Origin of the sequence: Noviherbaspirillum album (assembly GCF_035916955.1) — a bacterium.
Classification (GTDB): domain Bacteria; phylum Pseudomonadota; class Gammaproteobacteria; order Burkholderiales; family Burkholderiaceae_D; genus Noviherbaspirillum; species Noviherbaspirillum album.
In genome coordinates this window covers 345405-357395 of record NZ_JAWIIV010000002.1, presented here as the reverse complement: position 1 = coordinate 357395, position 11991 = coordinate 345405, and the positions used below count along the sequence as shown (strand labels likewise).

Below are 11991 nucleotides of genomic sequence, written 5' to 3'. Positions count from 1 at the left end.
ATGTGCCAAGGCAAAATGGTATCGGGTAACTAATTCAACGACTTGCGAAGGTTGTGCGTGGGCAGTTTTACTTCACCGGACGTGGATGAAGGCGACGCCCGCCGCCGCGCCGAAAACGAATTGGCGGAGGTCCGGAGGGACGTTGCTGAGAAAGAAGCACGCTTCAACAACCGGATCGCTGAAATGGAGTCCCGCATGGACGCCATGCGTCAGGAGCACGCCGCCGCCCTCCTCGCTGAGCGTCGTGCACGGACGGACGAAGTGGAATTGGTCCACCAGACTCACGCAGGCGAACTGTCTGACCGGAACTTGGAAATATCAGCATTGAAGGGTGAAATCGCACATGCCAGAGGTGAACTTGCCATGCTTCTTGCAGAGCGTGCTGAGCTCACAGGGAAGACTGCCCAGCTTGAGAAGGAAAACGCACGGCTCAATGAAGGCCAAAATCGTCTTCAGAATGAACTGCGGACTGCAGTACAAGAGCGTACTGCGGCCGACGCCCGGTCGACCGCGCAGGAGGAGTTCAGGAAGGCCGAGACAGGACGTGCGGAAACTTTAGGGACGCAGCTTGCAACAGCCCAGAAGGAAATTACGGAACTCCAAAAGATACTTGCCATCCTAAACAGCCCTACGTCGAACGCTCAGTCGGTAGTGCGGCTGAACGACAACGCCGGGTGAAACACTGCACAGGGAGGCATGAATCATGTGGAATGATAAGAAGAACGGTTGGGAAGAGAACGGTATGTTCATCCCAGCCTTTGACTGGCTTGCCTGGTACGCAGCTCCCACTCAGTTAGGCCCGTCACGGTTAGATTTTAGGCCGCAGGACTTGGCTCTGGCTTTAGCCAACGCTAGATGTAATCATGGACGGGCCCCAGCACGATCGGCCGACATGCGAAGCCTTAATAGCTTTTTGGGTGTTCCCAATGCCGCTCCTGAGAACCTTCGTAGTGGCCAGACGAAGGATGCAGAAGACCTGCTGGAAGAGGTACGTAAGCAAGTGCGGCCGGAAGCCCCCTCTCGGTTGGAATGCTACTTTGTGAGCGCCAGCCATGACGTGGCCCAAATACGACTAAACGAACTCCGTGGTGAGCGGGGCATTTTCAGGTGCAGGATCTTAAAGGACGGTTACGTCTTTCCCGGAGATATTCGCTTGTTTCAACGTGTCTGCGATTCTCAGCGTCGAGAAGACGCAGAACGATACTGGGTTGGCGCGGATCTAGAGACGACCGATCCGAGCCATGTCGAATACCTGGTAGGCGGATCACTTTACTTCCCCGACTGGGAAACGATTCCAGACCTCGATCTAGGCAAAATCATTGATTACCAAAGCCTCCGTGAGTTCTGCCGAGAGAATAATCTTTCGATGGACGGATGGTTCGGGCCCAACGGTCCGATTCGTTAATATTTGCGTTAGGGTCTGACACTGCCTGACAAACCAGGGGTCGATTCCACCACCACATCACCAAGGGTTCGTAACCTTTCCCAGCAACAGATCTTCGTTGTGCTTAAATTCCCTTGACTCAACGAGGCGATCCAGTTTTTCTTGTGCACCCGGCGTTCCTCGTTTGACGGCTTTCCGTGCGGCCCGTAGCTGTGCTGATTCTTTGCGTTTAAGTGTTTTATCGCGCTGGCGACGTGTTTTTGACATAGATTACTCTCCTTCGAAAATTAAACGGGAATTTGCTCGGTACGGTTACGCACTTTCTGGCTTACAAGGCCATCTGGTCCTAATCTATGCGAGCCACATCCGAACAACCGGGTTGCTGTAATAGTTTCGAACGGTTTGTTTCCCAAGGCTGGCGTAGCTGCAGCATCCTGCCCAAAGCAAAATCATTCTTGATATTCGCTGTCGGTTTTGTTACCACTGTGGGTGATCCTGTGGTGTAGGCGTCGCCATAACGCTCACGAACCTGGCTCTCGAAGGCTTTAAGTTCGCTCTCGCTCATATTTGCCGGAAGTGTGCGGCTGATCTCAGCCACGAAAAATTTTGCATTGCCATCGGCCATCACCGGCCGCATCGTGAATCTGATGAGCTGTCCATCGCTTGCCTTGACCCTTCCGGAGACGGAGTCAGGTGTGCACACGGTCTTAATCCGTTCGGATACTTCATTTGCATTTTTCCTGGTCAGATCACCACCGGTGTAATAAAGCTTTTGCCCTTTAGAGTCCAAACCGAAGATTGTCCCCGAACCCTTGTGCCAAGAGAAGGGGAATGTCCCGCTTTCATCCAAGCTAATCTTTGCTACTTGGCTCACATCCATACCAAGGCAGACCTGTCCAGCACAGATCTTGTCAGGAGTATTTGCAAAGGCGCTAACACTGCATGTTGCTGCCGCCAAGACGGCGAGCGATTGTGATCGAAACAAATTTACGGAGTGAGTCATTTGTATCCTGAATAGTTCTAGAAAAGCAGATTGTAAAGCGGTAGTAATCCGACTAGTTTACCTTCCGCGCACGGCATACGATAGGGCATCGCTAGCAAAAATAGAACGCATTGGTACGCCCATTCTTTCATAGACAAACTGCACTTAAGGTATCACCAACCTTCGGAGGCGCGGTGCTGTGGTCGTGGAACGAAAGACGACCGTGCACGAACGCTCTATGGCCATATATCGTTACGTGCTCCGCATACTGGATCGGGCGGTTGTGTCCGTCGACGAAGAGATGAACCCGTCTTGGGTTGAGTGAGATCTCCACACCCGTGAATTCCGGGGCATCCAATGAAAATTCGCCGTCAATGGAAGCCATCGGGTGCTTGGCCTCTGCACCTGAGGCAATCTTCTCTCGAGCTACCTGACCGACATTGAACCAGGCATTGCGAAGTCGGACACATTTCAGGTATGTCAACGCTTCGCCGTTGTAAAGCCCCTTTCCGCGGGTATAGCCGTCGGACTGGTTCCCTGCATGAACAGTCTGGACGGGTATGCCCCTCTTTGCCAACGGAAGATGCAGACGAACGCCAACGACCTGTCCCGCGACCGGACTACGTCCTTTTGCGAGGACGCGACGGCTACCGGCATCTGCCGCTAGTGCCTCGGCAACGATGTCATCAGCGACCATTTGGATGGTGCGGTTGTCGTACAACGGATGGTCAGCTGCGTCCATTGAGGACGGCGCCCCGCGGCCTGATTCCGGAGACGCTAACCAGCCGAGTAGATCACCGCTGCCGAGTCCCACCTCATGCCTGTATCGCATGTTCGATCCTTGGTTGTCTTGGTGCTTACGTCGCTTATGCGACGAGCAACAGCTTCTTGTCGTCGTAGCGAGCCTTACCGGCACGCACCAGCGATAATGCGGCGCCGCGGATTTGCGGTAGGGAGAAGACTTGTTGGCTCCGACTTTCCAGCTCGGCCAAGATCCCCGGCACGTTTAGCGGACCAGTTTGGCGGATCACGTTCTCAACATGCCACGCGGGACCTCGGTCAGGAACCAGACCGATGGAACGAACGTGATACTTGACGCCCATCTCGTCAGCGCGGCGCATGAGCTCCTCTGCATCGCGGTCGTCGTGGCGCGCTACCAGTCCTATCAGGATGCCGACGAAGCGGCCGCCGTGTGCCTCGCCAGATAGTGCTAAGCGATGCGCCGCCTCATGAAGAATGACCCACGGGTTTCTCGCCCATCTCGGCAAGGTGATCCGGTGATCGTGGTGAGCGAGAGGCCGGCGCTGGCCACGTGAGGGCCGTTCGATCTCGGGCATCTTGACCCCTGCCCTGCCCAAGCGGCTGCGCTCTGCTCGCCATATCGGCTCCAGCCACGCCGCACACTCGTCGAGTGTTGTGAAGACCGGTCGATCGGTAAAGGCATTAGTTACTGCCTTCTCCCAGGCATATACGCGTGATCGCTGATTGTCGCGTGGTTTCTTCATCCTACAGTCCCTCAGTTTTCCTATTGATCCGTTCATCACCGCTGTGCAGAGCCCCTTAAACTCATTCACATGCTGCATAGGAAAAGCTTACGCGGCCGTGCCAACCAATTCTGAGAAACTTCTGATTACACCAGTACGTTCCACGAGGGTTAGGTTCTTAAAGTGGATGAACACGCAAGTAACGCGCGTCTATCTGTTGTAAAGGCGCATTTCAAAACTAATAGTTGTCCTGTATCCTACGCGGCGTGAAACTGTTGGTAGCTGCGCATGGAAAACTTCGCCTTAGTCACGAGTATTCTTCTTCCTTTCCTGGTTGTGATCGGTGCTCTGCACCAAGCCCTCAATCGCTGGCTGGCGCGGGGCAAGCTGTCGCGTTTTTCGGCGATTGCGATTATGTGGACAGCAGTGCTTGGACTACCGACGGTGATTACATGGTGCGTAGTGCCCATGTGGTTCAAGCTATACACAAGCCAACCATACCTCCAGTCGGCAGCGTGGGACATCCGATTGGCTACGATGACGCATATCGGCATGATTATCGCGTTCCTCTGCGGCGCTGCCGGCGGATGCTTCGCAACATGGCAGTACGCTTCCTATGGGCGTTAGAGGGAGCACAGCTCAAGGCGTGGCGCTCTCCCTCTGATCGCGCATATGGCTACTTTCAGTCCTGCATAACGCTACTAGCCCCACCCCGGCTTTTGATTACGTTTCCAAAGCTATAGCCTTCACTCATACCAACGACGTGTGGATGCCACCTTGGAAAACAAAAATATCACCACCTTACAAGACACTAGCCTTGCCGCTGTGATCTCGCTGACTTTGGTCATCGTGGTCGTTCTCACTGGAGATCCACTGTACCTCGGAGTCTGGTATTACCTGGTCGTCCCATCTGTGATCGTCGGGATCTGCATCGCGATCCGGCCAGCCCCGATGTTCCTCACCGGAGCCGCTACAGCAATCACCACCTCATTGCTTGCGTTTATGGTCGTCAATTGGACTGCGGCCAAGCCGGAGGGCCTGTTGGGGCTAGGGCATATCTTCTCGCTGCCAGGTGGAGTTTTGGCGGCGATAGTCTCTGCCTTCGTTGCTCGGTCGACGGCCGGCGCTAAACCAGTGACACAGTTCATGCTCGGCTTTATGGGATTCGGGCTGGGATATTTCATGAATCAGCTGGTCGTTTGCAATACCGTGATGTGGTGTGGACTTCTTTCTGCACCGGTTAGATGATCGAGTCCTGATATGCATACGGTCCTCATCGCCCCAAGTTGATGTCCATAACGGATGGTGCTATTGAAAATCGAAGCCAATCCACCGGACGATATGGTTCTCGTTGACCATTCCTGAAGAAATCGTCATGCATGAACTGAAAATACCCCCCCAAGTGGAAGGCGACACAAAAGCCATCGAACTCGCTCGCGTTTGGTGGGCAGATAACATGTCTCACGCGAGTTTGCGTATGGGCGGTCCTAATACGACTAGGGACCGGGCACTCGCGGAAATCGACGAGTGGGGAGTTGTCCTTGGAGGGATGGTGAGACTGCTAGCGCAAGGGTATGGAAGGTACGAAGTTGATGAGACCGAAACCTTGGTACGTCTCAAAGCTCATTTTCTCGAGGCGCTTAGGGAGATAGATCCGATCCTGGCGGGCCGCCACCATGACGAGCACTGATTCGCAACAGTCCTAGTAAAAGGTGATTGTTGCTCTTCATTCAAGGTTTGCACAGAATGTGTGGATAACCTTGTGGGCAAGATGCATTTGATTTTCCTCAAGCGAGCTATGGCGCGGCATCGAGACAGATTGCCTAAAGTTTCAGCAGTTTCATTTGAGGATCTGGTCCGGTGACTGAGGCTCTGAAGGGCGAATGATCAAGCGCGTGCAGATGCCGGTAAGCCAAAGATTCTGTCGAACGTCCAGCTGAATACGAAGGTATAGCAGAGGAAGAAAGCGGCCAACCCGATATTCATTGCTAGGGCCTGCATCAGACTCACCTTCAACCACCAGGCCATCAATGGCACGAAGATGAGGAGCAGGCCGCCTTCAAAACCTACTGCGTGGCTAATGCGTCGCTTGATGCTGCGGCCGCGTACGACCTGACGGGATTCCCACGCTTCAAATGCACTGGTGAAGACGTAATTCCAAGTCACCGCAATAGCAGAAGCCGCAATCGAAAGCACCGTTGCTGACCCCAGGCTGCTGCCCGAGATCGCTGCAAAGCTCACGCTGCAGATAGCAATGGCGATCGCCTCATAGACACTGACATAGACAATTTTTCTCGTGTAACCCTGCACCGTTTCGTCCCGTGAGTAATGCCAAACCATTTGCCCGTTCGTTTGGCAAAGATCCTATCACTGACCTAGAACAGTTCGCTAGTCTTAGGGCTATCTGCTTTCCAGCAATCCTTGGTCAAAAGCTCAGCGTCAAAAAGGTTTGCGCGGGTTTGTGTCAGCGCGAGGCGGGCCTCCTCACTAGATGTACGGGCAATGTACATATCAAGGAGCACGATACTTGGATTCACGTCGAGCAGTTTCGCCACTCTTACAGCAACTTCGTCGCGGAACTGCACGCTTCCCTTCTCGTACAAACGGACCGAGTGTGGCGATGCCCCGATCAGCCTAGCTATTTCGCTTGGCTCCGTCAGTCCAAGCTTGCTCCGAAGTGCCTGTAGATAATCTGAAGTGAACATAAATTTATCCAGTTACATTGCTAGGTGTTTCGTCAATCTCAAAGAGACAGTCTCTTGGAGTAAGGCCTCGCGCGCATGCCGAAGTAATTTCAACGCCATCAATGCCGAGTTCGTGCCACTTCCCACCTTGTGCGGTCCATTCACCGGCGTCGTAAGTTGGACAGGTATCGAATGCATGCCAACATCCGCCGGCATCCATAGCCACGTAGCGTGGGACAAAGTTTGGCGGAAATGGGATCTCGTTTATGCCAAGATCTACAGCACTCCTTGCGGAGCCGATGGCGACCGGACTATCTGTTGCGAACATACGGATACTTTGGAGTTGCGTGGCTTGGTGCGGAACGTAAGGACCAACGACAGAAGGTGTGAGACTATCTTTCCTTTTGGAAACTACATCATCGCAGCTTTGGTCCGTGTATTCAATATCCGCCTTGAGTGTCGGCCACTTCCATGCCACTTCGGATGCCATAGTGTTGCTAAGATGCGGCGGCAGGATGTTTCACCAATTTGAAATGCAAAGGACGCACGATGGTAGATATCGAATTTGAGAAAATCGACGAGCGAATCACTGTTCGTTTTCGGCGCGAATACAGATCAGAGGTCCTGCAGCGGTCCTATATGACCAATGAGCTAATCATTGTCGTTCGGGAGACCTACCTGGACGACATCAAGTCCGATTTTGCGGCTTACGCCCTCCTCTCCGACACGGAACAGAGAGCCTTTATTGATCGGCTGCGACTGGTGCCACATTACACAGGACCCATGCTTGAGTCGCAAGAGGAGCGATCGTAGGCTAACCCGACGGTCAATGAGATTTTTCGAATTTGTAGGCCTTTACAGTTCATTCCTTCATTCGGCTACCGGCGGTTCGGCTTTTGGGCTTTGGTTTCGTTTTTTACTTTCAGAGGCCCACTTAGCTTGCCATGCATGGACCAGCTCTCTTGTGAACTTAAAACCCGCTTTTTGCATTAGCATTTCCGGATCATCGCGGCAGAGTGCTCTTACCCGTTCTGTGCCTTCACCAACGGAATCCAATGCCCAAAACAAGTTATGAGTGCGGGCCCCGGCGATCTTCAAAACCTCACTGGATCCTTGAAGGTAGCCCAGCAGCCATGCTTCTTGCAGCTCGGGTTTCTGAGTGATCCAGGTGCGGCAGGTTATCTTGTGAACTGGGGTTGGGGTGACTGCAGCAGCATTGCTGCCAGTAATGAGGGCGACACAGCTTAGGACGAGTCCAAAAGCTTGGGGCGAGATGCCCCTCCTCAGTGCTGTGCTCATCGGGCTTTTCATTTTTATTTCTGTGTGCGTTTCCAGTGCATGTTCAATTGTAAATCGAAGTTGAGATGCACCGGATATTTTCATCACGACCGCTTTCCATTGTCTCTACCACATGGTGCCGGCGGCACCGAAAATCACACCTGGTACAAATAGACCGATAAACACGACGTCCCTCAGGCGCTCGAACGGTAATCGGATAGGTAACCATGGTTTCATTCCTTTGGTCAGGACAAAGGCGGTGCCTTGCTTCCGTTTAAGGCTTGAGCTGCTTGATCAAATGTGTATGTTGTTTCATACGGCTGCCCCCATTGCTCCATCATTACCTTAGCTTTATTGACAACCAAGGCGTCTGCCAGGTCTGCTGTACGCATTCCGTCTGTAGTCTTAACTGAAGGCGCATTGACGTAATCATTGAGCGCTGACCACACAGCCTGCTGGCTCTCGAATACGACGTTGGGTTCTTCCAGCAATCCCATGACGACAGCTTCAACATCGTCCTTTGACGCTTTGTAACGCTTTCCCCTCAAAGTCCAGATCGTCTCGACTAGCACTACATCGGTAATCAGGATTTGGCTGGCCCGGTCAAAGATCATTCGCGCCCGCTTTGCTTGTGCTTCGTCATCATTGAGCAGACGGCGCAATAGGACATTTGTGTCGATCGCAATCATGCCGCGTGCTTTTTCCGCTGCGTGGGTTCGTGACGTTGTGAAATGATGTCTTGCATGGAATCATCGTCAGAATATTTGGCATCAGCTTTTAAATGTTTCAATTTGCCATCACTGCTGCCCTTGACCTTCTTTATGATCGTGATCCGCCCCCCGTATTCAAGGAACGACAAATCATCGCCCGGCTGCACTAACAGCCGGTCGCATAGGTCTTTAGGCAAGGTAACTTGCCTCTTTTGGCTTAAGGTTGGCATGGCGATGTCCTTACTAAGTGACGTATAGTAAAGATACGCTTGTCTTTACCGAAGGTCAAGTAGTAAAGAATAGGTCAATGGAAATCGCGGCTCTTGATGTTATTGAGATCCCCAAGCATGGCTGTGTGATCAACTAGCATTTTGGCAATTAGATGCGTTGAGGCACCATCCCGTTGCCAGACGCCGTAGACGGTCAGCAAGGTAGCGTTCAGCACCTCCTTTTTCTGCTTTTCCACCAAGCTCGGCCAGACAATCACCTGTGTTGTTCCTGTCTCGTCTTCTATGGACACGAACATGACGCCATTGGCCGTGCCAGGGCGCTGGCGTCCGGTGACGATGCCTGTGGTTCTGGCCAGCTTCCTGTCTGGGAAAGTCTGCAGCTCTTCGGCCGAACTGAGATTCATGGCGGTGAAGCGATCGCGGAGCAACGCCAGCGGATGCCGACGCAGCGTCAGGCCAGTGCTGTGGTAATCAGCGACGATATCCTCCCCTTCTGTCGGCGCCGGCAGCTCAAGCGATTCTTCATAGATTGGAGCGTCGCGGAGCAGCTTTGGCATCGGCCGCATGCCGGCGACTTCCCATGCTGCCTGGCGGCGGTGGCCAGCCAGTACGACTAGTGCATTGGCTTTTGCCAACGCTTGAAGATCGTGTGTGGACAGGTTCGCCCGCTTGGCCATGTCCTCCACACTGGAAAACGGCTGAATTGCGCGTGCCATCGTGAGATTATCGGCGCCTTCGATGGATAATCCCTTCACTAGGCGCAGTCCCAAGCGCACAATCGGCTGCCCGCTGCCATCGCCGGGATACTCTTCTCGTTCTTCGAGCGTGGCATCCCACTCGCTCACCGTGACATCGATCGGGCGCACCTTCACGCCGAAGCGTTTCGCGTCCTGAATTAACTGGCTGGGCGTATAGAAGCCCATCGGCTGGCTGTTCAGCAGCGCGGCGAGGAAGATCGCGGGTTGGTGACATTTGAGCCAGGCACTCACATAAACCAGTAGCGCAAAGCTCGCGCTGTGGCTCAACGGGAAGCTATACGAGGCAAACGCCTCTCCGAATTTGGCCATGCGCCTCGAATAATTTTCGTCATACCCGCGCTCGAGCATGCCGGTCACCAGCTTATTCGTGTACTCCTCCAGCTGCCCTTTCTTTTTCCAGGAGCCGAGCGCGCGCCGCAGCTGGTCGGCGTCATCCGCCGAGAAACCGCCGCAGGCCATGGCGAGCTGCATCAGCTGCTCTTGAAAGATCGGAATGCCCAAGGTCGGCCCGAGGATCTCGCGCACCTCCTCGCTGGGATACTCGATCGGTTCGAGGCCCTGCCGCCGGCGCAAGTACGGATGCACCATCTCGCCGTGGATAGGTCCCGGCCGCACCAATGCCACTTCCACGACCAGGTCGAAAAAGGTTCGAGGCTGCATGCGCAAGAGCATGGAGCGCTGGGCGCGCGATTCGATTTGGAAGACCCCGACCGTCTCTGCCTTGCAAATCATTTCGTACGTGGCCGCATCTTCACTTGGCACATCCTGGAGGGTTAAGATCTCGCCGGTGCGGTCACTGATCATGTCCAGCGCCCGCCTGATTGCGGAAAGAATGCCAAGCGCCAGTACGTCGACCTTGATGAACCGGAGCACTTCGATATCGTCTTTGTCGAACTCAATGACAGTGCGGTCCGCCATCGCGGCGTTCTCGATTGGCGCCAGCCGGCACAGACTGTCCTGCGCGATCACAAAACCGCCGACATGCTGCGACAGCTGGCGGGGGAAGCCAAGCAACGTTTCACACAGGGCGACTAGTTTTTGGACGATGGGGGACTCGGGATCGAGTCCATGCTCCCGCAGGCCTTCCTGATCGATGCTGTTCCCGTTCCACCAGTTTTGCGAGGACGTCAGTGCGTTCAGCTGCGCAAAGTCCATCCCTAGAGCCCTACCGACGTCCTTTATGGCTGACCGCGGCCGAAAGGTAATGACGGCACCAGTAAGTGCGGCTCGATGACGGCCATAACGACGGTAGAGTTCCTGGATGACGATCTCACGCTTTTCGTGCTCGAAGTCGATATCGATGTCCGGCGGCTCGTTTTTCCGACTTCGGCTAACGAATCGTTCAAAGAGCAAGTTCATGCGCGAGGGATCGACTTCCGTAATGAACAGGCAATAGGCCACTACCGAGTTAGCGGCGCTACCCCGCCCTTGACACAAAATGCCCTGCCGGCGCGCAAACGCGACGATATCGCCAGCCACGAGAAAATAAACTTCAAAGGCGAGCTCTTCTATCAGAGCCAGCTCGTGGAGGATCAATTCTTGGATTTTTGCCGGGATTCCGTTGGGGTAGCGCTGAGACGCGCCCTGATAGGTCAGATTGCGCAAATGACTGGTTGCCGTCTCGCCGGCGGGCACGATATCGTCCGGGTAAGAATAGCTGACTTGATCCAGCGAGAACGTGCAGCGCGCAGCAATCTCTAGTGTCTGCTCGAGGAGCGGGCGCGAATAGATTTGCGCGAGGCGGATCCTCTGCCGCAAGTGCTGTTCCGCATTGGGATGGAGCTCCAGGCCGCACTCGGCGATCGACTTCCCAAGCCGGATCGCCGTGATGGTGTCGTGAAGCGGCTTGCGGGAACGAACATGCATCTGGACATCGCCGGCTGCCACCAAGGGAAGCTTGGTCGCGTTCGACAGCGCCGTTAGCCGCTCCAGCCACATATCATCATCCGGCATCTGCAGCAGTTCCACAGTGATCGAGGCGCGGTCTGGGAAGGCGGTGGCAAACCACGCCGCCTGTTCCATCAACACTTCATCGGGCAACGCCCGATTGCCGATGTAGACGGCGTAGCAGCCCATCATATTACGCAGGTGCGCCGCTCCATGTCGTGGCTTACCGTTGAAGACAATGTCCTCGCGCCGCAGCAGGTAGCTCCCTTTGGGCGCGCGGCGGCGGCCAACAGTCAACAGCTCGGCGATATTGCCGTAGCCATCTCGATTCATGGCCAGCAACACAAGCTTCAGCCCGCACTCCAGGGTGATTTCGGTCCCGATGATGAGGTGCAAGCCGTGTTTCTTCGCCTCGACGTGGGCCCGTACGACACCGGCGAGGGAGCCTTCGTCGGTGATGGCCAGCGAGGTGTATCCCAGCTTGGCCGCCCGTGCGACCAGCTCCTCCGGATGTGAGGCGCCACGGAGGAAGCTAAAGCATGTGACGCAGTGCAGCTCCGCATACGCCGAAAGAATCGAGAAAATCTTGACCTC

The 11991-nt window shown here is 54.6% G+C and carries 16 protein-coding genes; 6 read left to right on the top strand and 10 right to left on the bottom strand.

Annotated elements, in window-relative coordinates:
- The first annotated feature begins 57 nt into the window (after positions 1–57).
- Together RY831_RS04540 and RY831_RS04535 are read left to right on the top strand one after the other, a co-directional pair.
- Entirely contained in the window at positions 58–678 is a 621-nt protein-coding gene (locus RY831_RS04540) for a hypothetical protein (protein ID WP_326505119.1), read from the top strand.
- A gap of 25 nt (positions 679–703) precedes the next feature.
- Positions 704–1405, top strand: a complete 702-nt coding sequence (locus RY831_RS04535; RefSeq protein ID WP_326505118.1) for a DUF2441 domain-containing protein — start codon at positions 704–706, stop codon at positions 1403–1405.
- A 57-nt stretch (positions 1406–1462) separates the two neighbouring features.
- Here the strand turns inward: RY831_RS04535 and RY831_RS04530 are convergent, their stop codons facing one another.
- The 4 genes from RY831_RS04530 to RY831_RS04515 all read right to left on the bottom strand — a co-directional run bounded on the left by RY831_RS04530 (position 1463) and on the right by RY831_RS04515 (position 3871).
- Positions 1463–1651, bottom strand: a complete 189-nt coding sequence (locus tag RY831_RS04530) for a hypothetical protein (protein WP_326505117.1) — start codon at positions 1649–1651, stop codon at positions 1463–1465.
- Positions 1652–1730: 79 nt separating this feature from the next.
- Positions 1731–2387: a hypothetical protein gene (locus RY831_RS04525; protein ID WP_326505116.1), complete on the bottom strand. Its 657-nt coding sequence runs from the start codon at positions 2385–2387 to the stop codon at positions 1731–1733.
- Positions 2388–2514: 127 nt separating this feature from the next.
- Positions 2515–3108, bottom strand: a complete 594-nt coding sequence (locus tag RY831_RS04520; protein ID WP_326505115.1) for a L5-gp82 domain-containing phage-derived protein — start codon at positions 3106–3108, stop codon at positions 2515–2517.
- A gap of 124 nt (positions 3109–3232) precedes the next feature.
- Positions 3233–3871, bottom strand: coding sequence for a hypothetical protein (locus RY831_RS04515; RefSeq protein ID WP_326505114.1), 639 nt, complete (start codon positions 3869–3871; stop codon positions 3233–3235).
- 267 nt (positions 3872–4138) lie between these two features.
- Between RY831_RS04515 and RY831_RS04510 the strand changes: the two genes are divergently transcribed.
- From RY831_RS04510 to RY831_RS04500, 3 genes are all read left to right on the top strand, one after another.
- Positions 4139–4477 (top strand): hypothetical protein, encoded by a 339-nt coding sequence (locus RY831_RS04510; protein ID WP_326505113.1) that lies wholly within the window; start codon positions 4139–4141, stop codon positions 4475–4477.
- Positions 4478–4627: 150 nt separating this feature from the next.
- The gene (locus RY831_RS04505) at positions 4628–5098 is read left to right on the top strand and encodes a hypothetical protein (RefSeq protein WP_326505112.1); all 471 of its coding nucleotides are present in this window, start codon (positions 4628–4630) and stop codon (positions 5096–5098) included.
- Positions 5099–5225: 127 nt separating this feature from the next.
- A complete protein-coding gene (locus RY831_RS04500; RefSeq protein ID WP_326505111.1) occupies positions 5226–5540 on the top strand; it encodes a DUF5076 domain-containing protein in 315 nt (104 codons plus the stop codon).
- A gap of 197 nt (positions 5541–5737) precedes the next feature.
- On the opposite strand, the gene RY831_RS04495 is transcribed toward RY831_RS04500, so the two are convergent.
- Both RY831_RS04495 and RY831_RS04490 read right to left on the bottom strand, forming a co-directional pair.
- The gene (locus RY831_RS04495; protein WP_326505187.1) at positions 5738–6160 is read right to left on the bottom strand and encodes a PACE efflux transporter; all 423 of its coding nucleotides are present in this window, start codon (positions 6158–6160) and stop codon (positions 5738–5740) included.
- Positions 6161–6225: 65 nt separating this feature from the next.
- Entirely contained in the window at positions 6226–6555 is a 330-nt protein-coding gene (locus RY831_RS04490; RefSeq protein ID WP_326505110.1) for a helix-turn-helix domain-containing protein, read from the bottom strand.
- A gap of 528 nt (positions 6556–7083) precedes the next feature.
- Here RY831_RS04490 and RY831_RS04485 point away from each other — a divergent pair.
- Complete coding sequence (locus RY831_RS04485) at positions 7084–7347, top strand: hypothetical protein (RefSeq protein WP_326505109.1); 264 nt, start codon at positions 7084–7086, stop codon at positions 7345–7347.
- 57 nt (positions 7348–7404) lie between these two features.
- Here RY831_RS04485 and RY831_RS04480 read toward each other — a convergent pair whose 3' ends face one another.
- The 4 genes from RY831_RS04480 to RY831_RS04465 form a co-directional block, all read right to left on the bottom strand.
- Positions 7405–7920, bottom strand: coding sequence for a hypothetical protein (locus RY831_RS04480; RefSeq protein WP_326505108.1), 516 nt, complete (start codon positions 7918–7920; stop codon positions 7405–7407).
- Positions 7921–8057: 137 nt separating this feature from the next.
- Positions 8058–8501 (bottom strand): type II toxin-antitoxin system VapC family toxin, encoded by a 444-nt coding sequence (locus tag RY831_RS04475; RefSeq protein WP_326505107.1) that lies wholly within the window; start codon positions 8499–8501, stop codon positions 8058–8060.
- Positions 8498–8752: an AbrB/MazE/SpoVT family DNA-binding domain-containing protein gene (locus tag RY831_RS04470; protein ID WP_326505106.1), complete on the bottom strand. Its 255-nt coding sequence runs from the start codon at positions 8750–8752 to the stop codon at positions 8498–8500. The genes RY831_RS04475 and RY831_RS04470 overlap by 4 nt, the downstream gene beginning before the upstream one ends.
- Before the next feature lie 74 nt (positions 8753–8826).
- Positions 8827–11982 (bottom strand): error-prone DNA polymerase, encoded by a 3156-nt coding sequence (locus RY831_RS04465; RefSeq protein ID WP_326505186.1) that lies wholly within the window; start codon positions 11980–11982, stop codon positions 8827–8829.
- Positions 11983–11991: the final 9 nt, after the last annotated feature.

Coding starts and splice junctions, on each gene's coding strand:
- RY831_RS04535 (WP_326505118.1), top strand. CDS start 704: ATGTGGAATGATAAGAAGAACGGTTGGGAAGAGAACGGTATGTTCATC.
- RY831_RS04530 (WP_326505117.1), bottom strand. CDS start 1,651: ATGTCAAAAACACGTCGCCAGCGCGATAAAACACTTAAACGCAAAGAA.
- RY831_RS04525 (WP_326505116.1), bottom strand. CDS start 2,387: ATGACTCACTCCGTAAATTTGTTTCGATCACAATCGCTCGCCGTCTTG.
- RY831_RS04520 (WP_326505115.1), bottom strand. CDS start 3,108: ATGGACGCAGCTGACCATCCGTTGTACGACAACCGCACCATCCAAATG.
- RY831_RS04515 (WP_326505114.1), bottom strand. CDS start 3,871: ATGAAGAAACCACGCGACAATCAGCGATCACGCGTATATGCCTGGGAG.
- RY831_RS04510 (WP_326505113.1), top strand. CDS start 4,139: ATGGAAAACTTCGCCTTAGTCACGAGTATTCTTCTTCCTTTCCTGGTT.
- RY831_RS04500 (WP_326505111.1), top strand. CDS start 5,226: ATGCATGAACTGAAAATACCCCCCCAAGTGGAAGGCGACACAAAAGCC.
- RY831_RS04490 (WP_326505110.1), bottom strand. CDS start 6,555: ATGTTCACTTCAGATTATCTACAGGCACTTCGGAGCAAGCTTGGACTG.
- RY831_RS04485 (WP_326505109.1), top strand. CDS start 7,084: ATGGTAGATATCGAATTTGAGAAAATCGACGAGCGAATCACTGTTCGT.
- RY831_RS04475 (WP_326505107.1), bottom strand. CDS start 8,501: ATGATTGCGATCGACACAAATGTCCTATTGCGCCGTCTGCTCAATGAT.
- RY831_RS04470 (WP_326505106.1), bottom strand. CDS start 8,752: ATGCCAACCTTAAGCCAAAAGAGGCAAGTTACCTTGCCTAAAGACCTA.